Source organism: Pseudoalteromonas sp. TB25, assembly GCF_000497995.1.
In the GTDB taxonomy this organism is placed as follows: domain Bacteria; phylum Pseudomonadota; class Gammaproteobacteria; order Enterobacterales; family Alteromonadaceae; genus Pseudoalteromonas; species Pseudoalteromonas distincta.
On sequence record NZ_AUTI01000231.1, the window covers coordinates 1 to 23207 of the forward strand.

Here is a 23207-nt window from a genome sequence, read left to right on the forward strand (position 1 = left end):
GAGGCGACTATCGATTGGGTCATAATGTCGGGCGACGGATAAAGCGCAGAGCCTATTAATAAACGACTCTTTATTTGCTCTCCATAAATAGTTAAACAGTCTTTAGTTTGCATGAGCTTTATCCGCCTTGAATGGGTGACAGCAACTCAACACTGTCGCCTTCATTAAGTACATAGTTACTGTGTCGACTTTGTGGAATAAATTCGCCATTAACAGCCACAGCAAAAGGCGCGACTGCACCAAAACTTTGAAGTACCTCAACGAGTGCTTTGCTATTAACATTAAGTAGCTCGCCATTAATTGTAATGTTCATTTTATTCTCACTCTATTCGTGAAACTACTTGCGCCACTAATGCCGGTGCCAGCATATAACCGTGGCGATACAAGCCATTAATGCTAATTACATTGCCAACTTGTGATACTTCTGGGCGGTTATCGCTAAATGCAGGGCGTAATCCGGCTTGAATATTAAGTAGTCGTGCTTCGGCAAATCCGCTGTGTACGGTATAAGCCGCTGAAAGTAACTCAAGAGCTGATCGCACTGTTGCGGCGCCGCTATCTTGCGATTCTATTTCGGTCGCACCAATTACATATTCATGATTCGGTTTAGGCGCTATATAAATTGGGTAACGCGGATGCATTAAACGCACAGGTCGCGTTAAATTTACTTCAGGTGCATATAGCCTTGCGACTTCACCGCGCACACCTCTAAGCGGTTTATCACTTTTAGCACCAAGCCCACGACAATCTATAATGTAGTCAAATGGTCGATTATTTATTTCACCGTTTTTAATGGTTACGCGCTGGTTAAACACACACTTAACTTTGCGCTTGTTGAGCATGGTAAAACTTGCTTTATAAAAGGCTTGGTTATCTATTTGCCCCTCGCAGGGTAAAAATAGACCTTGATTAAACCGATTAGCAAACTCTGGCTCTAACTGCGCTATTTGCTGAGCATTCAATACCTGAGCGCTTTGCCCTGCTATGGGCTTTATTCTCTGGGTAAAGCTTTGTAAATCGCCTTTATCTTGCTGATGCGCAACAACCAATGTGCCTTGCTGCTGAAAAAACACATCCCCCTCAAGTTCACTCACTATTTCTGGCCAGCGCTTCATTGAATCAAGCCCCATTAAAGCTAAATCAGCCTCGCATAACACCGACTCAGCCAGCGGTGCCAGCATGGCTGNCTGCCACTTTACCGGCGCTATTTGGGGTTTGCTCATCGTCTGCTTCAAACACCGTTACATGATGCAACTTACTTAGCTCAAGGGCAGCTAAGCGCCCTGCTAAACCAAAACCCACCACAGCAATGTTATAAAACATAAAACCTCCAAAAGCAGTTATTAGTAGGTGCGAACTCACTCGCACTTCTTCAATGTTTAAAGAAGCGAGGTATAAAACCTCACCTACATCTGTATCTAACTTCTTGCTATACCGCTTTGTGGTAAATTTCTGAGCCTGTTTGCTTAAACTCAGCTGATTTGGCTTTCATTTCGGCTTCTACATCAATCATTTTGATTTCAATAGCCTCGCCAGCGTCATTTGGATCAATACCGCGTGTTTCTAAATCTTTAGCGTAATCGCGTACTTCTTGGCTAATTTTCATAGAGCAAAATTTAGGACCACACATAGAGCAAAAGTGAGCCACTTTGCCTGATTCTTGCGGAAGGGTTTCGTCGTGATATTCACGAGCACGGTCTGGATCTAAACCTATATTAAATTGGTCATGCCATCTAAATTCAAAGCGTGCTTTTGATAGCGCGTTATCACGCTCTTGCGCACCTGGGTGACCTTTTGCTAAATCGGCGGCATGTGCAGCTATTTTGTAGGTAATTAAGCCTTCTTTAACATCTTCTTTATTTGGCAGACCTAAATGCTCTTTAGGTGTTACATAACAAAGCATTGCACAGCCGTACCATGCTATTTGAGCTGCCCCAATACCAGAAGTAATATGATCGTACCCTGGTGCAATATCGGTCGTTAGAGGGCCTAAAGTATAAAAAGGCGCTTCGTCGCAATGCTTTAATTGCTCATCCATATTGGCTTTAATCATGTGCATTGGCACATGCCCTGGGCCTTCTATAAATACTTGTACGTCGTGTTTCCACGCAATTTTAGTCAGTTCACCTAATGTGCGTAGCTCACTAAACTGCGCTTCATCGTTGGCATCTGCAATCGAACCAGGGCGCAGGCCATCACCGAGTGAAAAACACACATCGTATTGCTTTAAAATGTCGCAAATATCTTCAAAGTGCGTGTATAAAAAGTTTTCTTTGTGATGCGCTAAACACCACTTAGCCATAATTGAGCCACCGCGTGACACAATACCGGTTACACGTTTAGCCGTCATTGGTACATAACGAAGTAGTACACCCGCATGAATAGTAAAGTAATCAACACCCTGCTCAGCTTGCTCTATAAGCGTATCGCGGAAAATCTCCCACGTTAAATCCTCAGCCACACCGTTTACTTTTTCAAGCGCTTGATAAATCGGTACTGTGCCAATAGGTACAGGCGAGTTACGTACAACCCATTCACGCGTTTCGTGAATGTAACGACCCGTTGATAAGTCCATCACGGTGTCTGCGCCCCAGCGGGTAGACCACACCATTTTTTCTACTTCTTCTTCAATAGATGAGCTAACCGATGAGTTACCAATATTGGCATTAACTTTTACTAAAAAGTTACGACCTACAATCATAGGCTCTGTTTCTGGATGGTTTATATTATTTGGTAAAATAGCGCGACCACGGGCTATTTCGTCGCGTACAAATTCTGGGGTAATAAATTCAGGAATACTCGCGCCAAACGACTCGCCTTTATGCTGCGCGGCAAGTAATTCTTTACGAATTTCTGCACGTCCCATATTTTCACGAACAGCTACGTATTCCATTTCAGGGGTAATAATCCCTTGGCGTGCGTAGTGCATTTGCGTTACGTTTTTACCAGCGACACCACGGCGAATTTTTGGAAGGTGATCAAAGCGAATATGATCCAACCCTTCATCTGCCATGCGCTGCTGCGAAAACTGCGACGTCACTGATTCTAAAATTTCAGTGTCACCACGGCTTTCAATCCATTGTTCACGAAATTTTGGTAAGCCTTTACGCACGTCTAGTTCAAAATTAGGATCGGTATACGGGCCCGACGTATCGTAAACACGAAGCGGATCGTTTGTCTCATAAACAGGNCCGCCAATAAACGTATCACTTAACGTGATTTCACGCATACCAACGCGCACGCCTGGTTGAGTACCTTCAACGTATACTTTATGAGAATTTGGGAACGGTTGACCCGTTAAGTTATAAATATATTCAGACGCGGCAGCACGAGTTTCTCGGCGTGACGCTTTATTTGTAGTATTTGACATGACTTGCCTCATTGCTTAAGGGTTGTCTTGTCAGATATTCCGAGGAATAGAGAAAGATCGTAAAGTAGCGTACATGCTACTTTGCAGCCTAAAAAATAAATCACTTTATTGTGCGCATAAAAAAAGACGCACAAGCGTCCCATTTTAGGCAGCTTGTTCCCTACGCAGGTATTAACCTGATCAGGTTCACGGATCCCGCTTTCGCGATCTCAGCCAAAAACTAATTCCTTAGCTTTGGCACTCCGACAAGTATTGATATATAAATTTTGTTCGTCGATTCGAAGATATTATTCAACAAATCTGCGCTGAGTGTACGTCAGTTAAAAACTGCCCGCAAGGGGCTGTTTTTCAAAAACTTAAAATTATTTAGGGATAAACACAAATGTTTGCTCGCCTTGCATGACTAATTGCTGGTCTTGCATTTTAAGCTCGGCACCTTGCTTTAAGGCTTGTAATAACTGCTGCTCAAACTCATCAAGCTCTTCGCCGCACGACTTGCGGGTCATTCCTAATTTACTTACGGTAAGGTTACTTTCTTCAAGCGAGCCTTCACCAAAAAATTTGTTACAGCCAGCAAAACCGTTTACTTGCAGTGCTTCAATAAAGCTCATTGATGCATTAAACGAAGGTGGAATTGCTAAACCATCAACACGTGATAATTGCCATTGGGTGTATTTAAGCTGCTCACTGGTAACCGTCCCTGTTGATGCGCAACCAACACATAAACCGACTATAAGCATCGGTATTGCTGCTAATTTCATGCTACTACTAACTAATTGTCTAATTAATGTAATTGTAACAATATTTATGTCCTTTATCCGTTAAAAATGCATGTTTTAAATGTAAATTTTTGTTCTATGATAGTTCAAAAGTTATGCGATTAAGTACTAAGTTGTAGTTTTAAATACGTTATCTATTTGCTCAGGTAAAAACGGTCTACCTTTTTCATTAACAGACGTTCCTATAACCAGTGCATTGAGCATTACTTTTTCATCGCTTTTACGTATAACCGTTTGCTTAAACGCAAATTTTAAACGACTAATACGCTGCGGCTCCACAGCCACATAAAATTCATCACCTGGTAATAGTGAATGTTTATAGTCCATTTCGCTGCGCATCACGACTAGGTTAATTTTATCTTTTGCTAACTGAGCAAAATCAATACCGTGTGCGTACAAGAACTCATGTCGAGCATGCTCTAAATAATTAAAATAAACACTGTTATTTACGATACCTTGTAAGTCACATTCGTAATCACGTACTTTGAAGTCAACTTTAAAGGTCATATTAGTAATCCTGATTATTTAACGTATAATTGCCGCGTTTATAGCACATGTGTTTAAATAATTGCTACCATACGAGTCCCTAAAATGGAGTTAAGTAACCCAATGAACTTACGTTTGTCTTTAATTACTGCCGCACTTTTACCGCTGCTTGGTGCACCAATTGCAGCTAACGCTGATGATAGCGACCTAGAAAGAATTGTTGTAACTGGCGATTTTCAGCGCGAAAGCATTCAAACTTTAAGCGCGAGTGCGAGCTTATTCAGCGAAGATGAAATTAATCAACGTGGTGCAAGTTACTTAGACGAAATGTTAGGCAGTACCGCCAATATAAATTTTGCATCTGGTGCGTCGCGCGGTCGTTATATTCAAATTCGTGGCGTGGGACTTCGTTCACAATTTGTAGACCCTATTAATCCATCTGTAGGCTTAGTTATTGATGGTATTAACTATTCTGGCCTTGGTGGCAGTTCATTATTATTTGATATAGACCAAGTAGAAATTTACCGTGGTCCACAAGGTACACGCTTTGGCGCAGACGGCATGGCTGGTATGATCCAAATGGGTTCAGCTAAAGCCACGAGCGATCCAAGTTTAAAATTACAAGTAGGTGCTGGCACGTACAACACACGTGAAGCAGGTATTGCAGCAAGCACTGGTTTAACAGATGACACTAGCGCACGCGTTAGCTACTTTCGCAGAAAGTCAGACGGTTACGTAGATAACTTGTACTTAAATGACGAAACACAAAATCAAGACGAACAAGTAGCCCGCTTTAAAATAAACAGTCAGCTTACAAAGCATTTAAATACTGAGTTAAACCTTCACTATATTGACATAAACAATGGTTACGATGCGTTTACGCTTGATAACAGCCGCAATAGTGTTGCCGATGAACCAGGGCAAGATAATCAAGAAAGCTACGCTATAGGTGTCAAGAATACTTACACGGGTTTTGACGCTTTTGATGTAAATCTAAACCTGTCGGCTATTGATACCGAATTACTTTACAGCTTTGACGAAGACTGGGTATGTAACGATACAAGTGAGCCAAAGTTATGTGCTGCTGGCTTACATCCAGATGGATACAGCTCAACTGATTTATACAGCCGCGATCGCGACGATCAGTCTGTAGATTTACAGTTTAATTCTAAAACGGGTAACTGGGTTGCGGGTATTTATTACCAAAACCGTGACGTTGATTTAGAGCGCCAATACACATGGTTAGCAAGCCCGTTTTCTTCAACTTACGAAACGAGTAACGTTGCAGTATATGGTCAAGTAGCGACTCCAATTGGCCCTAAAACAACATTAATTACAGGTTTACGTGTAGAGCAATACCAAGGCGACTACACCGATAGCAATGGCTTTATACAAGACACCGACGACGTAATGGTTGGCGGTAAAATAGCACTTGAATATCAAGTGATTGATCGCACTATGATCTACACCAGCATTACGCGTGGCTACAAAGCTGGCGGTATTAACTCAGAAGCGCTTGCTAAAGCCAAAGATGAAGGCTTAAACCTAAGCGCTGATTTTTTCCAGCAACACACCAGTTTCGACCCTGAATATTTATGGAGTGGCGAATTTGGTGTTAAAGGCTCATCGCTTGATGACAAATTTACGCTTCGCTTAGCTGCATTTTACATGCACCGCGACGATATTCAGTTAAAAGCATGGCAAGTAGAAGGTCAGCAATTTACCGGTTATGTTGATAACGCAAGTTCTGGTAGCAACTACGGATTAGAAGTTGAAGGTAGTTACCAACTAACTGATAATCTATTTTTAACGGGTAGTGCTGGTTACTTAAACACTGAAATAGATGACTTTGTAACGCAGTCTGGCTTAAACCAAGACGGTCGTGAGCAAGCACAGTCACCTAAATACCAGTATGCGTTTACTGCTCGCTATAACTTTACAAGTGAGCTTTACGGTATGATTGGTGTTGAAGGTAAGGACGACTACTACTTCTCAGATAGTCATAACTCACAGGCACCAAGCAGCAACTTAGTTAACTTAAGCTTTGGTTACGAAGCAGACATGTGGGCAGTTCGCGCGTGGGCTCGTAACGTGTTTGACGAGACAGTCCCTACACGTGGTTTTGAGTTTGGTAACGATCCACAAGATGGTTACACAACGCATACCTACACACAATTAGGTGAGCCTCGTGTTGCAGGTGTTACGTTTACACTTAATCTGTAAAGCACAGCCGTTGGCTTTCAAATGAAAGCTACAGCAAGCAAATAAAAACACCGCGTTTAATTTAAACGCGGTGTTTTTATTTGTAGGTGAGGTTTTATACCTCGCTTTTTTATAAAGTTAAATTACACGAGCGCGAAATAAATTCGCACCTACAAATATTACACCTACGCCTACAGGCTAAGCATTACGCTCTTTGCACATCAAACGCTATTACGTCTTTAATTTTTTCTTTATTTGTTGCGAGCATTACCAACCTATCAATCCCTAAAGCAACCCCTGCGCACTGTGGTAATCCATGCTCCAGCGCTTTAATTAAACGCGTATCCATTGGCACTTGCTTTAAACCGTTTTCAGCGCGATATGCGTTATCTTCATTAAAACGTTTAGCTTGCTCGCTGGCATTTGTGAGTTCGTTAAAGCCATTCGCCAATTCCATATTTTTGTAATAAAGCTCAAAGCGCCCTGCTACACGTATATCGTGTTCACAAATTTGTGCAAGTGCCGCTTGGGATGCCGGAAAGTGATATACAAAACACGGTTTAGTTTGCCCAATGGTTGGCTCTACTTTCATACAAAATAACAGCTGCAATAAGGTGTCTTTATTTGTTTCGTTTTTGGTTATATCAACAAATCCATGCTCACACGCTAGTTGCTTTAATTGCTCTGTGTTCGCTGTTAGCGGATCGAGCCCAAGTGCTTGTTCAAACGCTTGCTGATAAGTAAGCTTTATTGCCGGCTCAACATCTAAAACAAGCCGCATTAGTTCATCCATTTCATCCATAAGTGCAAATTCATCAAAGCCTGGGCGATACCATTCAAGCATTGTAAATTCGGGATTGTGATGACTACCTGCTTCTTCATTTCTAAATGCTTTACAAAGCTGAAAAATAGCACCTGAGCCTGCTGCTAACAAGCGTTTCATAGCAAACTCTGGAGATGTTTGTAAAAAAAGAGGAAGCCCACCTGCGTGCCCTGGACCTACAAATGTGGTGTTAAAACTGGCCAAATGCACATCGGTTACACTGGCACTGCTTAAGCTAGGAGTTTCTACTTCCATTACATTACGCGTATAAAAAAACTCACGAATGTTACGTAATATTGCTGCACGTTGTTTTAGTGTTTCAATGCTTGCGCTTGGGGCCCAAAGATCTGCTGACATATTTTCTCCAAAAAAAATCCCAGCTTAAGCTGGGATTTTATAAACAATGTTAAAGCTTACTTAACACGGCTTACGTATTCACCGTTACGAGTGTCTACTTTAATTACTTCGCCAATTTGTACAAATAATGGAACTCGTACTACAGCGCCTGTGCTAAGCGTTGCTGGTTTACCACCAGTACCCGCTGTATCACCCTTAAGGCCAGGATCTGTTTCAGTGATCTCAAGCTCAACAAAGTTTGGTGGTGTAACAGCAATAGGGCTGCCGTTCCATAATGTAATTGTACATAAATCATTTTCAACTAACCATTTAACTGCATCGCCTAGTGCTTTTTCGTCAGCGGCAATTTGCTCAAATGTTTCGTTGTTCATGAAATGCCAAAATTCGCCGTCTGTGTATAGATACGCTAAATCTGTATCCATTACATCAGCACCTTCAACTGATTCACCCGATTTAAAGGTTTTTTCAAGCACCTTACCAGAGATAAGTTTACGGATACGAACACGGTTGAACGCCTGGCCTTTACCAGGTTTTACCATTTCATTTTCTAAGATACTGCAAGGCTCGCCGTCCATCATAATTTTTAGGCCGCCCTTGAACTCGTTGGTGCTATAATTCGCCATCGTTTCCTCTATTTATATTTTTTCGAGTAATCTACATGCCAATGATACAAAGAAATGAAGCAAATTTGCATAAAAACTGGCAAAAAGAATTAGCAAATGTAGTTACCTGCCCAAAAACCTTGCTTGAAATGGTCGGTTTATCGAGCCAAGTCCATGAAAACGACCTAAAAGCCCGCAGTTTATTTCCGGTACGCGTGCCTATCCCTTTTATAAAAAAAATACGCAAAGGCGATCCAAACGATCCTCTTTTATTGCAAGTCATGCCACGCCATCAAGAATTTTTAACTAAGTCGGGTTTTAATAAAGATCCCCTACTTGAGCAAGACAACGAACAACCCGGCCTTTTACATAAGTATAAATCACGTGTTTTAGTAATGTTTAAAACCGGCTGTGCAGTCAATTGTCGTTACTGCTTTAGAAGGCATTTTCCGTATCAAGAAAACCAACTTAATAAAAAAAGCCTGCTTGAAACACTAAGCTACATAAAATCTGATGCCAATATAAACGAAGTGATTTTAAGTGGTGGCGATCCGCTCATGGCCAAAGACGATGCAATAAGTTGGTTTTTAGATGAGCTTGAGCAATTACCACAAATTAAACGAATGCGAATTCATAGCCGTTTACCAGTAGTTATACCGGCGCGAGTAACCGATGAGCTATGTGAGCGATTAGCAAAATCGCCATTAAAAATTATTTTTATTAATCACATAAACCACGCCAACGAAATAGACGCTGACTTTAAAGCAGCTATGCAAAAGCTTAAACAAGCAAACGTAACGCTTTTAAACCAAGCTGTAATTTTAAAAGATGTGAATGATACGCTCGATGCGCAAATAAATTTAAGCGAAGCGTTATTTGACGCAGACGTATTGCCGTATTATTTGTATTTGCTCGATAAAGTTGAAGGGGCGAGCCACTTTGATATTAATGAAGCGCAAGCAATTGAAATAATGGCAGAGCTATTAAAAGCTCTGCCTGGATTTTTAGTGCCTAAATTAGTAAGAGAAATCGGTGGTCAAAAAAGCAAAACACCTATCGATCTTAAGCTAATTTAAAACAGCATTTAAACGTATATATTTACGTTGTTACCCAATGATGCTGTTACCGATTTAGCCGGTGTTTGCGCACTTGACGATTGTGCAGCACCTTCAATAAGTGCAAGTGCTGCTGCGCCATCTGCTAGTTGCTGCTTTTTAGATAAAGCAGCGCTATAAAGCTCACTGCCTTGGCCTGAGCCAGAAACAGCGGGTAAACTTGTGCCTGATATATTCATATAACAAACCTGACTTTTAAATGTAATCCAAGTATTATGTCGGCAATGCAGTGCAAAGCTTTAGGAAAACCATGGATTCTATTATTGAACAACTCAATGCCAACTTAAAAATTGTTTACCGTCAGGCACTTGATGCTGACAAAAAACTCGACGAGCTTCAACAGCAAGGTCACGGTAAGTTTAAAGCCTTATTTACTGCCGATTCTGGCTTTAGCTTTGAAGCTAAACGTTTTAAGCCTTACGTACTTGACGTAGCCGCTGATGTTGAAAGCTTATCTAACGATGGTTTTGAAGAAGAAAAACTGAAAACAACCGTTATTAAGTTACAACAAATACTCACGTTGTTAGCTACTTTTAAGTAAAGCTTAAAAATAAAAATGCCGCTATTTAGCGGCATTTTTATTTTCAGTTAATCTAAACTTGGTAATATTTGTTCACCAAACCACTCTGTTAGTAAGCGTTTTTCGTAATAAAATGATTCGTCGCGGCCCATTTTAATTTTATCCATAAAGCCCATATCTTTAAGCTCCACATCAGTATCTTTACTTAGCACTGTACCGTCGTTATCGGTTAACGAATAATTTAGCTTTATGCGTGGAAAATAAATTGGTTTTACTACACGAATCTCGTCCATACCACCATAACGCACATCACCTGCTAAATCTAAATCTGTAAACTCTACATTTAATTTATAGTCTTTTGGCAATTGCTCGGCTAGTTTAGCCATATGCTTTTCGAAACTTGCTGCCACACTTTTGTGATATGAGCTCTTAGCTTGGTTAGACGCTCGCACATCACGATAATCATTAAAGTCATTCCATTTAACAACAGACTCACCAGCATGGGCAAGCGCAGGTAATGCGATACACATTGTTGTTGCTATTTTTTTAACTAAATTCATATCTTTCTCCAAAGAGGTAACCAATCACAAAAGTGTGGATTGGAGTAAACCTAGTATTAGCTATTACTAAAGCTATTTTAGCACTTGTTTATTAACTATAACTTAATCTTACCAATCAAGTGCTACTTGTTTTGCACAAAATCTAATCAAAAGCATTTAATGTGCTGATATCAAAAAAATACGATTAAAATCATATAAATTACAGATAAAACATGTAAATCACCTCTATTTATGGTGAAATTAACTTAATTGATAAAAGGTACCCACGGAGCTTTCATGACTATTTTAGTAACCGGTGGCGCAGGCTATATTGGCTCGCACACTGTTTTAGAACTTTTACAACAAGGTAACGATGTTGTTGTTATTGATAATTTAAGTAACTCATCACAAGAATCACTTGCGCGCGTAAAAAATATAACAGGTAAAGAAGCCACTTTTTACCAAGGCGATATTCTCGATAAACCCTTTTTAGATTCTGTATTTGCAAAACATACGGTTGATAGTGTTATACATTTTGCGGGTTTAAAATCAGTAGGCGAGTCGGTTGCAAAGCCAGTTGAGTACTATCAAAACAACGTTCAAGGTACGCTTACGCTTGTTGATGCGATGCGCGATGCGGGTGTATTTAAATTGGTATTTAGCTCGTCAGCCACGGTTTACGGCGACCCAGCAAGATTACCAATCAAAGAAGACTTTCCTGTCGGCGGTACTACTAACCCTTACGGCACATCTAAACTAATGGTTGAAATGATGCTACAAGATATCGCTAAATCAGATGAGCGCTTTGCGTTTGCTATTTTGCGTTACTTTAACCCAGTGGGTGCACATGAGTCGGGCTTAATTGGTGAGGACCCTAATGGTATTCCAAACAACCTTTTACCGTTTATCGCACAAGTAGCGGTAGGTAAATTAAAGCAACTCGCTGTATTTGGTGATGACTACGACACAGTTGATGGCACCGGTGTGCGCGACTATATACATGTTGTAGATTTAGCGATTGGCCATTTAAAAGCGCTTGATAAAATTGCCAGCAGCACAGGTGCATTAGTTTATAACCTAGGTACTGGTAACGGGTATTCTGTACTACAAATGGTTAATGCATTTATTAAAGCAAGCGATCAGGCTGTACCCTATCAGGTTTCACCTCGCCGCCCTGGTGATATTGCAGCGTGTTATGCAGCGCCAGAAAAAGCACTTAATGAACTTGGCTGGGAAGCAGTGCGCGGTATTGATGAAATGATGCAAGATACCTGGCGCTGGCAGTCAAATAACCCTAACGGTTATAAGGGTTAAGCAAAAACGGCAAGTGAGAAAACATAGTAATTATGTAGTTTTGCTTCTCTAAAGCGCAGCGTCCTCTTAGCCTCTTTGTGAATAAATCACTTAAAATCTTATTGCACCAAGAGAAGTAAAAGAGGAGTAAATGAGAAGACATAAAAACATAGTAATTATGTATTTTACTTCTCTAAAGCGCAGTGACCTCTTAGCCTCTTTGTGAATAAATCACTTAAAACCTTATTGCACAAAGAGAAGCAAAAGAGGAGTAAATGAGAAGACATAAAACATAGTAATTATGTATTTTTACTTCTCTGAAGCGCAGCGACCTCTTAGCCTCTTTGTGAATAAATCACTTAAAACCTTATTGCACAAAGAGAAGTAAAAGAGGAATAAATGAGAAGAAACCAAAACCTAGAAATTACGAGCTTCGCTCGTCACGCCAGCAAGCTGCGCGTCTACAAGTAATTTAACCTCAGCGTTAAGTTTTGGCTGTGGGCGTAGAGCTTGCTCACGCGAAAAGCGCAGCTTTTAATTACTTATATCTAATATCCAATATTTAATAACGAGTATTTTCGTTATGTCTGCGCCCACTGTCTTAGCAGGTTATGATAAACCCCTGTTAATTGAATAATCTCTGGGCTATCTTCTACTTTGCTGCGCAAACTTTGAATCGACATATCTAAATCAAATAACAAACCACGTTTTTCGTCGCTGTTTACCATGCTTTGCAGCCAAAAAAATGAGGCTAATCTGCGCCCACTCGTTACTGGCATTACACGATGTAAACTCGTTGAAGGGTATAACACCATACTGCCTGCGGGCAGCTTTACACTGTGTGAGCCATAAGTGTCTTCAATAACAAGTTCACCGCCCTCATAGTCTTCAGGGTCGTTAATAAATAACGTCATTGATACATCTGTACGAATTTTTACTGGCGTACCCGGCACTTGTCTAATTGCATTATCTACATGCACACCAAACGATTGCCCGCCTTGATAGCAATTAAATAACGGAGGAAAAATTTTTGCAGGAAGCGCAGCGGACATAAACAAATTACTACGCGCAAGTGCTGCCATAATAATATCGCCAAGCTCTTGGCATTCAGGACTATTTTCAGGTAGCTGTAAGTTATTTTTTGCTTTGGTTGATTGATGACCTGCGGTAATACTGCCATCGGCCCACTGCGCTTTAAGCAAAACCTCATGGCAATACGCCACTTCTTCTTTCGTTAATAGCTCTGGAATTTTAACTATCATGTGCGCCCTCTCACATTTTCATCAAATAATTAAGGGCAGGTAATAGGCCTGCCCTTATGCTTACTTTTATTTTTTAATTTGTTTTAAAATTAAAAAGAGTAGCTCGCTGTTAAACTAAACTTACGACCATCACCTGGTACAAAGTGTCCACCACCTAACTGATCAACGTAATCTTTATCACCTAGGTTTTCACCATTAAACTGCAGGCTCAAATCTTTTGATATGTCGTACGCAACCATCAGGTCAAAAATAGTATAACCTGGCGCACGAGAGCGTGTTGACGTAGTGCCGTTGTAACGCTCACCTACATACTGCGCACCTAAACCAAACGATAACTTATCCGACATATCGTACGTAGTCCAAACACTCGCGCTATTTTTAGGCGTACGAGCAAGCTCGTTACCAATTTGAGTTGCGTCGTCGCCTAATGCTTCAGTTACTTCGCTATCTTGGTAAGTGTATGAAGCAATTACAGTCCACTCTTTAGTAATTAGGCCTGTTGCTGAAAGCTCTAAACCTTGAACGCGCTGCTCACCACCGAGTATTTCGTCACTTGAGCTATCTGCAAATGGGTCATCAGTACGGGCATTGGTTTTTTCAGTACGGAAAAGTGCAGCATTAGTTTGCAGGCGGCCATCCATTAGGCTCCATTTAGTTCCTAATTCATAACTGCGGCTTTCTTCTGCGTCTAAATCAGCTGCATTTGAACGCGTAGATACCGTTAGGCTTTCAGCCGATGGATTAAATGAATTCCCCGCGCCTAAATATACACTGCCATTTTCTGTAGGTTTATAAACTACAGCTGCATTCCAGCTAAATAAGTCGTCACTTGTAGAAATTAAAGCGCTTAGATCATTGTAATCGTTGTGATAATCCGTAGTGAAGCTATCAAAGCGAATTCCACCTGTAACTTCCCATTGCTTGTTAAGCGTCACTGTATCAAATGCATAAATAGCTTGGTTTTTAGCTTTAGCTTCAATGCTTGTACCGTCACGGCCGTACACACCCGTAAATGCAATTGTTGCATCAGGATTGTATAAGTCGTTACGTATTCCATCTTCAATTAGGTTATCAGGCGTAGTTGCAACAAAGTTATGGCGTGTAAACGTTTCATTTGCAAGTTCAACACCCACTACTACGTCGTGAGTAAAGCCAGCAAATTCATAGTTACCAATTAAATCAACTTGAAGTGCAGCAAGTGAATTTTCTGTATCACGTGTTTTTTCATCCGCAAAGGTAATATCAGTGTCTGTTGTAACCGAGAAATAACGCGGTGCAGTTGTTACTGACTCACGCTTAACTTTACCTAAACGACCTTGCACACGTAACGTAGTATTTTGAGAAAAATCATACTCATAACGAGCTGTTGTTGAATAAGCTTCAATATCTTCGTAATCACGGTAAATATTACCGTAAAAGTTATCAAAGTCGACAGGAGAAGGTGAGCGTGCACTATCTGCAAGTTCAGCTACTGGCGTATCACTGTAAACCCAAGGAATACCATAATCTGGTAAATTGTCTTGGCGTTGATACTCTAGGTTTAAATCAAAACGGCTGTTTGTACCAAGCCCTGTTGCAAATGCAAACGCAACAGCATTTGTTTCGTTTTCAACATGATCACGACCTGCAACATCACCTTTATCAGTAAGAAGGTTGATACGTAGTGCGCTTGTGTCGTTTACTTGAATGTTAGTATCAAAACGACCACGGTAATCGTTTTCTGTACCTAAACGTAGAGAAACGTCGTTAAAGTTGTCTAACTTCGCCTTTTTACTTTCTAAATTAACACTACCACCTGTTGCGCCACGACCAGAAACTGCAGAGCCTGGGCCTTTTGCAACTTCAACGGCTTCAATGTTGTAAATATCACGTGTGTAACCTGCAACATCGCGAATACCATCAACAAAAATATCATTTGTTGCACTAAAACCACGAATCGACATGCTATCGCCAGTAGGTGAGCCACCCTCACCTGCTGCTAAAGAAATACCTGAAACATTACGCAAAGCATCACGTAGGCTATCTACGTTTCTGTCTTTCATTACCGCTTGGTTGATTACTGTTACCGTTTTAGCTGTATCGAGTAGCGGTTGAGTGTATTTATGCGACGTTGATTTTTCTACAACATAACTAGACTCAGTTTTAGTTTCTGCTTTGGTTACCGATAGTTCTTGAACATCCTGTGCACTTGCCCAAGTTGAAAGCGTAGCTGTAACAACCGCTGCAATTGGCTTCACGTACGCATTTCCTTTATTCGATGGCTTACTCATGGTTACTCCGTAGTTTTTATTAAGCACTTAACTATTGTTAATTTAAGGTACATATTTAATTTCGGCGAAATCCTACCACTCAAATAACGCAATGTAAACGATAACTGTTATCAATTGCATTGTTATGTGAATTACTATATTGTATACACACTCAAAAATTAACAGTAATTACGTCCTTGTAATTGCTCGTCGTAACTTTCAGGATTGTTGTTAAGTAATGCGAAGCTTAATTAAACCAATTAGCGTAGTTATCGCGCTTTGTAGCACTATGGCAGTAAAAGCCGACACTGTTAGTGAGCTAGAACAACTCGTTAATAAATGGCTACAAATAGAAAATCAAAACACAGAATTAAATACTCATTGGCTTGAACAAAAAAGCAGTATGGAGCAAACCTTAACGCTTCTTAATGCCGAGCAGCAGCAACTTAGCGAGCTTAATCAGCGTAGAAAAAAAAGCACCAGTGAGCTTGCCCAAAAACGCGAACAGCTTGTAACTCAGCAATCAGAACTTGAAAATGATCAACAGCAATTAAATGATCAACTAGCACGTATTTCTGGGCAATTACTTTCATTACAAGTGCAACTCCCCCCGCCACTTTTGAGTAGTTGGAAAAACGCTGGTGATTTAAGCGATTCAAAACTCAGTACAACTGACAAATTACAAACAGCACTAAAAATGCTGACTCTACTTAATGATTTTCAACAACGTATTTCTATTCACGAAATGGCTATTAAGCATCCTGACGGGCAAGAAGTATGGGTTAAGCAGCTTTATTTAGGTGCAGCTCAAGCATGGTTTGTAAGCGAAGACTTAAGTTACGTAGGTATTGGTTTTCCAAGTGACTTAGGTTGGCAGTGGGAGTTTGATTCAAGCATTAATGCAGAACAAGTTGCACTGGGTATTGCTGTACAGCAAAAAAAGCGCGCTGCTGATTGGGTAACACTCCCAATATTAAGTTATGTAAATAAAAACCAGCAAGGGGCTAAATAATGGCTACTAACAGCATAATTAAAGTATTTAGCGCCACAGTTTTACTTTTTAGTGCAAACATTTCTTTTGCAGCTAGCAGTGATGATGCTAAGCAAAGTATTTTAAGTGATATTAAAACAGCGCAGCGTACTCTAAGTAAAACTCAAAAGAGCATTTCAAAAGAGCAAGCGACCCTTGCAAAGCAAATTTTTACCAAGCAGCAATCGCTCAGTAAATTACGCGAACAAGCAGCCGTTAATCGCCGCCTAGCTGACGAAAACACATTAAGCCTTGATCAGTTACAAACCCGATTAGACACTTGGCAACAGCAGCAGCAATATCAATTAAACTTACTTAGCCGTTTTGTACGCCAAAACACCAGCAATAGTGCTAGCAGTAACGAGTCGGCTAATAGCCAAAACGAGTTATTAAGCCGTGTTGTATCGCTAATTAATAATCAAGAGCAGGCACTTTATCCACAGTTAAAAAAACAATCGGTTGTGCTAAGTAATGGCGAATTAAGCCAAGCTAATACCCTTCAAGTCGGGCCTGTTGCATGGTTTAGTACGCAAACACCTAAACTTATGGGTTTATTAAATTTGGATGATGAATCTAATGCATTAAAAGTAGCGTTAGTACAATCAACAAGTGACGACAACCCACTCGATAATACTTTAAAGCAAAACGGTGTAGGCTCTACATTACTTACTTTTGATCCTAGTTTAACGCACTTAGTAACTAGCCAAGCCCAACAAGAAAGTCCGCTTGAACACCTAGAAAAAGGCGGTTTATGGGCTATCCCTATTATTTTATTTGCCTGCTTTGCACTTACCATTGCGCTATTAAAAGCCGCACAGCTACTGCGTTTAAGTAAAATTAAAATGCACTCTCAAATGCAATTACAGCAATTTTTTAAAGCTGAAAATAGCAGTGAATTTGCAGGCATGCAGCAGCAGTTATTTAACTTAACGCTGCAAAGCGAAAAAGGCCAAGTACGAGACGATCAATTATTTAATCAGTTAATTCATGATAAGCATAAACTCGATAACTTTATTGGCGCTATTGCCGTTACGGCTGCAGTAGCCCCACTACTTGGGTTATTAGGCACTGTTAGCGGCATGATCGAAACATTTAAAATGATGACCTTGTTTGGCTCAGGCGACCCAGAAGTTGTATCGGGCGGTATTGCACAAGCACTTATAACAACCGAGTTAGGTTTAGTTGTTGCTATACCTGCACTCGTTTTAAATGCACTGTTATCGCGTAAAGCAAAAGCGTACTACAGCCAACTAGAAGGCTTTGCATTACAGCTAAGCCAACTAGAAAAAGGAGATAACAATGTTTGAAAAAATAGTTAGTAACCCTATTTGCTGGTGTATTCTTTTACTCGCTTTATTTGTATACCAGCTGATTTTTCATGACTTACTGCACCTTAAACAATACCAAGCGCAGCGCAAAGGTTATTGGCAAGAAGTTAGCTCTATTTTAACTGCAGCGCTTCCGCTACTTGGTTTATTAGGCACCATTGTTGGTTTGCTTGATACATTTAAAGTAATGGCGCTGGGCCATAACGAGTTAATGAGTGACGCCATTGGTGATGCATTGCTAACAACTCAACTTGGCCTTGTGTGCGCTATCCCTGCGTGGTTAATGCAAGCTTACTTAGCGTATTCGCAGCGTAATCCTAAATTACATACGTTAAGTAAGCAGTTAGGGTAACACTATGCAATCACGATTAAAGCACAAGCTAGAGCAAGAAGCGGGGCAACATATTGATATGTCGCCGCTACTTGATGTGGTATTTATATTGCTAATATTTTTTATTGTTACAACCGTATTTGTACGCGAAAGCGGCGTTGAAGTTGATAAACCACAAGCCGTATCGGCCAGTCGTCTTGAGCAGCAAGTTATATTTTTAGCAATAACCGACAACCAACAAGTATTTTTTGATGGCGGCCAAATTGGTGTTGCTGGTGTGCGTAGTAGTGTCGAGCAAATGTTAAAACAGCAACAACGCCCTGTGGTTATTCAAGCTGATAAAACAGTACCTACTGAGTTACTTGTTCAAGTAATTGACGAAGCAAAGCTGGCAGGCGCAGCGCAAGTTAACTTAGCTACGAAACAATAATATGCACACGATTAACCCGCTTCAAAAAACAAAAAACAATCGCCATCCGCTGTTTGCATTTGGCCTTAGCCTCATTGTGCTTAGTGCTGCATTACTGCTTTTATGGCTTGGGCAACTTGCTGAACACCATATACAAGACAAAGTGGTTGTACATGAGATTGCCATGGTGGCACTGCCACCTCCGCCACCTCCATCAATATCACAACAGCAAACTAATGAGCCAATGCAAAGCTTAGCGGTAGAAGGTGCAGGCGCGTCAATTCAAGCCGTAAAAATTAAGATAAAGAGTGATTTAAGTATTGTAAAACCCGATACACCCAACGTAAAAGTAAGCGCGCCACAATGGCAATCAATGAGTGTAAATTGGGATGCATTTAGCTTAAATCAACTCGATGGTCTCCCCACTTTACTTACTCCCGTCAAGGCCGTTTTACCAAAAAGCTTAACCCGCCGAGGTGTTGATGTATTTACTGTAAAACTCGATGTATTTATTGATGAAAGTGGCAAGTTAAGTTTAATTGAGGTAGTACAAAACCCATACCCTGAACTTAAACCAGCTATCGACAAAATTATTAAACAAAGCCGCTTTAGTGCACCTAAAAAAGAAGGTGAAACCGTACGCGCTCGCTTTATTTGGCCAATCGAATTTAAACCTTAAGCCTATTAAAATGAAAAATATGAATATATTTAAAACGCTAAAACCATTAACTCGCGCAGTTATCACTACTTTAATGTGCTCACTCCCTTTATTAGGTGTAAGTAGCGTGCATGCAAGCGCTGCTAGTACACCATTAAAAAGTGCGCCACTAAAAGTAACTCTATCACCTAGCGATCCAACATGGCAGTTGGCTATAAATAATAAATTACTAGGCCCTACAGAGGTTCTTATTGAGCCGACCGAGCGCGGTTTTGCTCGCCAAGTACAACCACTATTACAAGCCGGTAATTACAGTGAAGTTGCGGCGCTATTTAAAGGCCGAGATATAAGCCAAGATAGCACTGCTTTAAACTTATTACGTGCACAAGTACTGCTTTCAACAAAAGACTTTAATAACGCTGAACTAGCTTACCTAGCGTGTTTAAAAGCTTCACCTGATTTAGTAAAAGCACACCAAGGTTTGAGCCTTTTATATATGCAACAAGCAAAGTATGACAAAGCACAAACACACCTAGTTCACAGTATTGAACTAGGCCAAGCTGACGCACAAAGTTATGCGCAACTTGCTTATATACACGTGCAGCATAGCCAACCTTGGAGCGCAGTAGCGGCGTACCGCCAGGCGCTTATGCTAGCGCCAGAAACAAGCCAATATCAACAAGGTCTATTGTTTGCGTTAATTGAATCGGGTGATTTAAGTCAGGCAAGTGCATTACTAAAAGAATTACTTAATAAAAGCCCTGATAAAGCTGAACTTTGGCTGCAACGTGCGCAAATAGCGTTACAACTTGATCAAAAAAAGCAAGCGCTAGCTGCTATTGAAGTAGCCCTAAAACTCAACCCTAAAGATGCCAGTAATCAGCTTTTAGCAGCCCAGCTGCATTTAACTGAAGGCAGCACTGAACGCGCAGTGAGTTTATTAAAGCAAGGTTTAAAACACGCCACTAAACAGCAGCAAGTTGAGGTTATTAATACCACGATGCAAACTTTAGGCTGGCTTGTATCTCAACAAAAATGGGATTTAGCTAAAGAGCTAATAGGCAGCGCAAAAAGATTAACTAAGCAGCTACCCCGTGATGAACAAGCGCAGTTTTCTGTATACAGCGCACAAATTTCTATGCAACAAGGTAATACTAAACGTGCTCTTAAAAGCTTAAATAATGCACTTAAAATAAATCCGAATTTAGGTGATGCCCTACTTAGTTTAGCGAGTATATATCGTAGTAAAGGCCAACTTACCCAAGCTAAACTTATGTATGTTCGTGCACAAGCTCTACCTGATTACCAACTATCGGCGTGGCTTGGATTATCGCAAATAGCGATTGATTCTAAAGACTACCCGAGTGCGCTAAAGCATCTTAGAAAAGCATTACAAGCCAACCCACAACGCCAGGACTTAATTACTAATATTCGCGCCCTTGAGAATATAGTGCGCCAAGAAGGGTAAGTTTAACACCGTGGTTAAATTTACTTGTATAAGCACAGCTTGCTGGCTGTGACGAGCAAAGCTCGTAATTTCTATGCTTTGATGTTTTCTCATTTACCCCTCTTTGTGCAATAAGGTTTTAAGTAATTTATTCACAAAGAGGTTTAGAGGGCGCTGCGCTTTCCCCCTGTGTCAGATCTTGTCTGAACTAATACAAATTACTATTGTTTTATGTCTTCTCATTTACTCCTCTTTTACTTCTCTTTGTGCAATAAGATCTTAAGTGATTTATTCACAAAGAGGTTTAGAGGGCGCTTCGCTTTTCGCGTGAGCAAGCTTGTTTACAATATATATTAAAGCGTTACCAATTTTGCATTTCGACTATACGTGATTGCGTGCGTGCATATTCAAAGCTCAACTTTTTACCTTTATACAAATGTTCAATGTCGGTTTGCGCATTTATCACCAGCAATTTATGGCAATCGTAAAACTCATCGACTAAGGCAATGAAGCGCCGTGCTTCGTCGTCAAAAGTGTGCTCATCAAGCGTTTGTTTTTCGCGTTGGTAACTATCTTCTATACCGTGAACAATAACTTTACCCGTTGCTTTAACACCCATTTGCGGCACGTTCGATACATATAACACATCAAATTGCGTTGCTAAAAACATATAGTCGTTAGCACTACGAGGGCCTGAGCATAGCGCCATAAAATCAATCATCAAGGCATTATTGGCTCTTAATAAATAGGGTAAGTCACGCCCATGCACAGTAATTGTATTGCTACATGTTACAACCGGATACGAAGCTAAAAACTTACTTTCAAAATCGTGATTTGATAAATTAATAAAATAGTGACGACTGTTTTTACCATATCTAAAGCGGTGATCGTCCTCCCCTGCCACGTTAATTATATGGCAATGGTTATTAATTAAATCGATAGTAGGTAAAAATCGCGCCCGTTGCAGGCCGTTGTAGTAAAGCTGCTCTGGCTTTGCGTTCGATGTGGCCACCAGCACAACACCTTGTTCAAACAACGCATTGAACAATCTGGCCATAATCATGGCATCGCCAATGTCGCTCACAAAAAACTCGTCAAAACACAGTATTCGAATATTTTTAGCCCACTGTTTTGCAATTAGAATAAGTGGATTTTTTTGACCTTGTAGCTGCGAAAGTTGGGTATGCACTTGTGCTATAAAATGATGAAAATGCAGTCGCTGCTTTTGCTCAATAGATAGGTTTTTATAAAATAAATCCATTAACATGGATTTACCACGCCCTACAGGTCCATATAAATAAATGCCTTTTATTAAGGGCGCTTTTTGCCACCATGATGTGTGAGCTTGAAGTTGCTCGCTTAGCGTATTTAAAACTTCCACCGCATTTTGCTGCGCTGCATCAAAACACAGTTCTCCCGTGTCTATTTTTGCTTGGTAAAGGCTTAAAATTTGTGTGCTGTGCACTGTCATGGTATTTCACTATCGGCTATAATCGCGCCCATTGTAGCCGACTAAAAATGTGAACCAAAATGAAATTCCCTTGCCGCTTAGATAAATTTATTAGCCACTTAGCTGAAATACCGCGCACGCAAGCTCGCGCTAGTATTAAGCGAAAAGAAGTAAGCGTGAATGGCGAAGTAATCACATCACATAATTTTCAGCTAGCCCAGCAAGATGAAGTTCTGCACCAAGGTACGCCTTTGGTATTTTTAGGTAAGCGCTATTACATGCTAAATAAACCTGTTGGCTATGTATGCGCTAACAGCGATGAGCTTCATAAAACCGTTTTTGACTTACTTGATGAGCCAAATATGAGCGATTTTCACGTGGCAGGTCGTCTTGATATAGATACCACCGGGTTAGTTATTATTACTAATGATGGCGATTGGTCACATAAAATTACGTCGCCTAAAAGCAATAAATTTAAAACCTACCTAGTCGAAACTCAAGAGCCTATTACCGATGAAGCACTTGAGCAATTACGTACAGGTGTCATGCTGCATAACGAAAAAGAATTAACCCGCCCAGCTATTGCCGAACGACTTGCTAATTACGGACTGCGTTTATCAATAAGTGAAGGTAAGTATCATCAAGTTAAGCGTATGCTTTACGCGGTAGATAACAAAGTGGTTGAGTTACATCGCGAGCAGATTGCGGGAATTACCCTAGATGAAAACTTGGCCAGTGGTGAATATCGATTATTAACACCCGAAGAAATTAAGTTATAAAAGCGCTTTAAAGGAGCCTAAGTTTGGATATACTAGGGCGTGTTGAGCTTTGTGGATTGAAATTTGTTCAATCTAGGGGCGATTTAATCGCGGCGCGAGGTTTGTAACCTAGTGGGCTAAGTAAAAATCGAGCAACAAAGAGTTAATCGCCCCTAGAAAGAACCCAAAGGGCAGAGCA

Annotated in this window: 22 protein-coding genes, 2 pseudogenes and 1 riboswitch; of the genes and pseudogenes, 11 read left to right on the top strand and 13 right to left on the bottom strand. The window is 40.6% G+C overall.

Annotated elements, in window-relative coordinates:
• The 6 genes and pseudogenes from L652_RS1000000125345 to L652_RS0106875 form a co-directional block, all read right to left on the bottom strand.
• Window positions 1-113: pseudogene (locus tag L652_RS1000000125345) on the bottom strand (thiazole synthase); the annotation flags it as partial.
• Window positions 114-118: 5 nt separating this feature from the next.
• Window positions 119-313, bottom strand: coding sequence for a sulfur carrier protein ThiS (gene thiS / locus L652_RS0106855; protein WP_002960781.1), 195 nt, complete (start codon window positions 311-313; stop codon window positions 119-121).
• A gap of 7 nt (window positions 314-320) precedes the next feature.
• Window positions 321-1323: pseudogene (locus L652_RS01000000123390) on the bottom strand (FAD-dependent oxidoreductase).
• 106 nt (window positions 1324-1429) lie between these two features.
• Window positions 1430-3370 (bottom strand): phosphomethylpyrimidine synthase ThiC, encoded by a 1941-nt coding sequence (thiC, locus tag L652_RS0106865; protein ID WP_024603377.1) that lies wholly within the window; start codon window positions 3368-3370, stop codon window positions 1430-1432.
• Window positions 3371-3510: 140 nt separating this feature from the next.
• Window positions 3511-3625: riboswitch (TPP riboswitch) on the bottom strand.
• Window positions 3626-3732: 107 nt separating this feature from the next.
• Window positions 3733-4131 carry an META domain-containing protein gene (locus L652_RS0106870; RefSeq protein ID WP_032826923.1) on the bottom strand — a complete coding sequence of 133 codons (399 nt, stop codon included), beginning with the start codon at window positions 4129-4131 and terminating at the stop codon, window positions 3733-3735.
• 126 nt (window positions 4132-4257) lie between these two features.
• Complete coding sequence (locus L652_RS0106875; RefSeq protein WP_010555268.1) at window positions 4258-4656, bottom strand: acyl-CoA thioesterase; 399 nt, start codon at window positions 4654-4656, stop codon at window positions 4258-4260.
• A gap of 84 nt (window positions 4657-4740) precedes the next feature.
• Here L652_RS0106875 and L652_RS0106880 point away from each other — a divergent pair, with 84 nt between their 5' ends.
• Entirely contained in the window at window positions 4741-6858 is a 2118-nt protein-coding gene (locus tag L652_RS0106880) for a TonB-dependent receptor (protein ID WP_024596697.1), read from the top strand.
• Window positions 6859-7042: 184 nt separating this feature from the next.
• Here the strand turns inward: L652_RS0106880 and epmA are convergent, their stop codons facing one another.
• Together epmA and efp are read right to left on the bottom strand one after the other, a co-directional pair.
• Window positions 7043-8017: an elongation factor P--(R)-beta-lysine ligase gene (gene epmA / locus L652_RS0106885; protein ID WP_024596698.1), complete on the bottom strand. Its 975-nt coding sequence runs from the start codon at window positions 8015-8017 to the stop codon at window positions 7043-7045.
• A 56-nt stretch (window positions 8018-8073) separates the two neighbouring features.
• Complete coding sequence (gene efp / locus L652_RS0106890; protein ID WP_024596699.1) at window positions 8074-8640, bottom strand: elongation factor P; 567 nt, start codon at window positions 8638-8640, stop codon at window positions 8074-8076.
• Between the two features lie 41 nt (window positions 8641-8681).
• On the opposite strand from efp, the gene epmB reads away from it, so the two are divergent.
• On the top strand, window positions 8682-9695 hold the full coding sequence (epmB, locus tag L652_RS0106895) for an EF-P beta-lysylation protein EpmB (RefSeq protein ID WP_033013297.1): 1014 nt from the start codon (window positions 8682-8684) through the stop codon (window positions 9693-9695).
• An 8-nt stretch (window positions 9696-9703) separates the two neighbouring features.
• Here epmB and L652_RS0106900 read toward each other — a convergent pair whose 3' ends face one another.
• Window positions 9704-9913 carry a hypothetical protein gene (locus L652_RS0106900; RefSeq protein ID WP_002960797.1) on the bottom strand — a complete coding sequence of 70 codons (210 nt, stop codon included), beginning with the start codon at window positions 9911-9913 and terminating at the stop codon, window positions 9704-9706.
• A 71-nt stretch (window positions 9914-9984) separates the two neighbouring features.
• On the opposite strand from L652_RS0106900, the gene L652_RS0106905 reads away from it, so the two are divergent.
• A complete protein-coding gene (locus L652_RS0106905) occupies window positions 9985-10275 on the top strand; it encodes a hypothetical protein (RefSeq protein WP_007585044.1) in 291 nt (96 codons plus the stop codon).
• 47 nt (window positions 10276-10322) lie between these two features.
• On the opposite strand, the gene L652_RS0106910 is transcribed toward L652_RS0106905, so the two are convergent.
• Entirely contained in the window at window positions 10323-10814 is a 492-nt protein-coding gene (locus L652_RS0106910) for a DUF3016 domain-containing protein (RefSeq protein WP_024596701.1), read from the bottom strand.
• 276 nt (window positions 10815-11090) lie between these two features.
• Here L652_RS0106910 and galE point away from each other — a divergent pair, with 276 nt between their 5' ends.
• Complete coding sequence (gene galE, locus L652_RS0106915) at window positions 11091-12107, top strand: UDP-glucose 4-epimerase GalE (protein ID WP_024596702.1); 1017 nt, start codon at window positions 11091-11093, stop codon at window positions 12105-12107.
• A 560-nt stretch (window positions 12108-12667) separates the two neighbouring features.
• Here galE and L652_RS0106920 read toward each other — a convergent pair.
• Together L652_RS0106920 and L652_RS0106925 are read right to left on the bottom strand one after the other, a co-directional pair.
• Window positions 12668-13348 carry a Fe2+-dependent dioxygenase gene (locus L652_RS0106920; RefSeq protein ID WP_002960803.1) on the bottom strand — a complete coding sequence of 227 codons (681 nt, stop codon included), beginning with the start codon at window positions 13346-13348 and terminating at the stop codon, window positions 12668-12670.
• Between the two features lie 89 nt (window positions 13349-13437).
• Window positions 13438-15618, bottom strand: a complete 2181-nt coding sequence (locus L652_RS0106925) for a TonB-dependent siderophore receptor (RefSeq protein ID WP_024596703.1) — start codon at window positions 15616-15618, stop codon at window positions 13438-13440.
• A 217-nt stretch (window positions 15619-15835) separates the two neighbouring features.
• Between L652_RS0106925 and L652_RS0106930 the strand changes: the two genes are divergently transcribed.
• From L652_RS0106930 to L652_RS0106955, 6 genes are read left to right on the top strand one after another with little or no spacing between them, the layout of a single operon-like run.
• Complete coding sequence (locus tag L652_RS0106930; RefSeq protein WP_024596704.1) at window positions 15836-16609, top strand: DUF3450 family protein; 774 nt, start codon at window positions 15836-15838, stop codon at window positions 16607-16609.
• Window positions 16609-17934, top strand: a complete 1326-nt coding sequence (locus L652_RS0106935; RefSeq protein ID WP_024596705.1) for a MotA/TolQ/ExbB proton channel family protein — start codon at window positions 16609-16611, stop codon at window positions 17932-17934. Before L652_RS0106930 ends, L652_RS0106935 begins: the two co-directional genes overlap by 1 nt.
• On the top strand, window positions 17927-18307 hold the full coding sequence (locus L652_RS0106940) for a MotA/TolQ/ExbB proton channel family protein (RefSeq protein WP_002960812.1): 381 nt from the start codon (window positions 17927-17929) through the stop codon (window positions 18305-18307). The genes L652_RS0106935 and L652_RS0106940 overlap by 8 nt, the downstream gene beginning before the upstream one ends.
• A 4-nt stretch (window positions 18308-18311) precedes the next feature.
• The gene (locus L652_RS0106945) at window positions 18312-18716 is read left to right on the top strand and encodes a biopolymer transporter ExbD (protein WP_002960813.1); all 405 of its coding nucleotides are present in this window, start codon (window positions 18312-18314) and stop codon (window positions 18714-18716) included.
• Between the two features lies 1 nt (window position 18717).
• Window positions 18718-19374: an energy transducer TonB gene (locus tag L652_RS0106950; RefSeq protein WP_024596707.1), complete on the top strand. Its 657-nt coding sequence runs from the start codon at window positions 18718-18720 to the stop codon at window positions 19372-19374.
• Between the two features lie 19 nt (window positions 19375-19393).
• Entirely contained in the window at window positions 19394-20821 is a 1428-nt protein-coding gene (locus tag L652_RS0106955; protein WP_024596708.1) for a tetratricopeptide repeat protein, read from the top strand.
• Between the two features lie 340 nt (window positions 20822-21161).
• On the opposite strand, the gene zapE is transcribed toward L652_RS0106955, so the two are convergent.
• The gene (gene zapE / locus L652_RS0106960) at window positions 21162-22271 is read right to left on the bottom strand and encodes a cell division protein ZapE (RefSeq protein ID WP_024596709.1); all 1110 of its coding nucleotides are present in this window, start codon (window positions 22269-22271) and stop codon (window positions 21162-21164) included.
• A gap of 59 nt (window positions 22272-22330) precedes the next feature.
• On the opposite strand from zapE, the gene rsuA reads away from it, so the two are divergent.
• Complete coding sequence (gene rsuA / locus L652_RS0106965) at window positions 22331-23029, top strand: 16S rRNA pseudouridine(516) synthase RsuA (protein WP_024596710.1); 699 nt, start codon at window positions 22331-22333, stop codon at window positions 23027-23029.
• Window positions 23030-23207 lie beyond the last annotated feature (178 nt).

Excerpts from the sequence above, each read along its gene's own strand:
- zapE (WP_024596709.1), bottom strand. The coding sequence starts at position 22,271 with ATGACAGTGCACAGCACACAAATTTTAAGCCTTTACCAAGCAAAAATA.
- L652_RS0106945 (WP_002960813.1), top strand. The coding sequence starts at position 18,312 with ATGCAATCACGATTAAAGCACAAGCTAGAGCAAGAAGCGGGGCAACAT.
- L652_RS0106950 (WP_024596707.1), top strand. The coding sequence starts at position 18,718 with ATGCACACGATTAACCCGCTTCAAAAAACAAAAAACAATCGCCATCCG.
- L652_RS0106905 (WP_007585044.1), top strand. The coding sequence starts at position 9,985 with ATGGATTCTATTATTGAACAACTCAATGCCAACTTAAAAATTGTTTAC.
- L652_RS0106925 (WP_024596703.1), bottom strand. The coding sequence starts at position 15,618 with ATGAGTAAGCCATCGAATAAAGGAAATGCGTACGTGAAGCCAATTGCA.
- L652_RS0106955 (WP_024596708.1), top strand. The coding sequence starts at position 19,394 with ATGAATATATTTAAAACGCTAAAACCATTAACTCGCGCAGTTATCACT.
- L652_RS0106930 (WP_024596704.1), top strand. The coding sequence starts at position 15,836 with ATGCGAAGCTTAATTAAACCAATTAGCGTAGTTATCGCGCTTTGTAGC.
- thiS (WP_002960781.1), bottom strand. The coding sequence starts at position 313 with ATGAACATTACAATTAATGGCGAGCTACTTAATGTTAATAGCAAAGCA.
- L652_RS0106900 (WP_002960797.1), bottom strand. The coding sequence starts at position 9,913 with ATGAATATATCAGGCACAAGTTTACCCGCTGTTTCTGGCTCAGGCCAA.
- L652_RS0106910 (WP_024596701.1), bottom strand. The coding sequence starts at position 10,814 with ATGAATTTAGTTAAAAAAATAGCAACAACAATGTGTATCGCATTACCT.
- L652_RS0106920 (WP_002960803.1), bottom strand. The coding sequence starts at position 13,348 with ATGATAGTTAAAATTCCAGAGCTATTAACGAAAGAAGAAGTGGCGTAT.
- L652_RS0106880 (WP_024596697.1), top strand. The coding sequence starts at position 4,741 with ATGGAGTTAAGTAACCCAATGAACTTACGTTTGTCTTTAATTACTGCC.
- L652_RS0106875 (WP_010555268.1), bottom strand. The coding sequence starts at position 4,656 with ATGACCTTTAAAGTTGACTTCAAAGTACGTGATTACGAATGTGACTTA.
- L652_RS0106935 (WP_024596705.1), top strand. The coding sequence starts at position 16,609 with ATGGCTACTAACAGCATAATTAAAGTATTTAGCGCCACAGTTTTACTT.
- epmB (WP_033013297.1), top strand. The coding sequence starts at position 8,682 with ATGATACAAAGAAATGAAGCAAATTTGCATAAAAACTGGCAAAAAGAA.
- L652_RS0106870 (WP_032826923.1), bottom strand. The coding sequence starts at position 4,131 with ATGAAATTAGCAGCAATACCGATGCTTATAGTCGGTTTATGTGTTGGT.
- L652_RS0106940 (WP_002960812.1), top strand. The coding sequence starts at position 17,927 with ATGTTTGAAAAAATAGTTAGTAACCCTATTTGCTGGTGTATTCTTTTA.
- galE (WP_024596702.1), top strand. The coding sequence starts at position 11,091 with ATGACTATTTTAGTAACCGGTGGCGCAGGCTATATTGGCTCGCACACT.
- rsuA (WP_024596710.1), top strand. The coding sequence starts at position 22,331 with ATGAAATTCCCTTGCCGCTTAGATAAATTTATTAGCCACTTAGCTGAA.
- efp (WP_024596699.1), bottom strand. The coding sequence starts at position 8,640 with ATGGCGAATTATAGCACCAACGAGTTCAAGGGCGGCCTAAAAATTATG.
- epmA (WP_024596698.1), bottom strand. The coding sequence starts at position 8,017 with ATGTCAGCAGATCTTTGGGCCCCAAGCGCAAGCATTGAAACACTAAAA.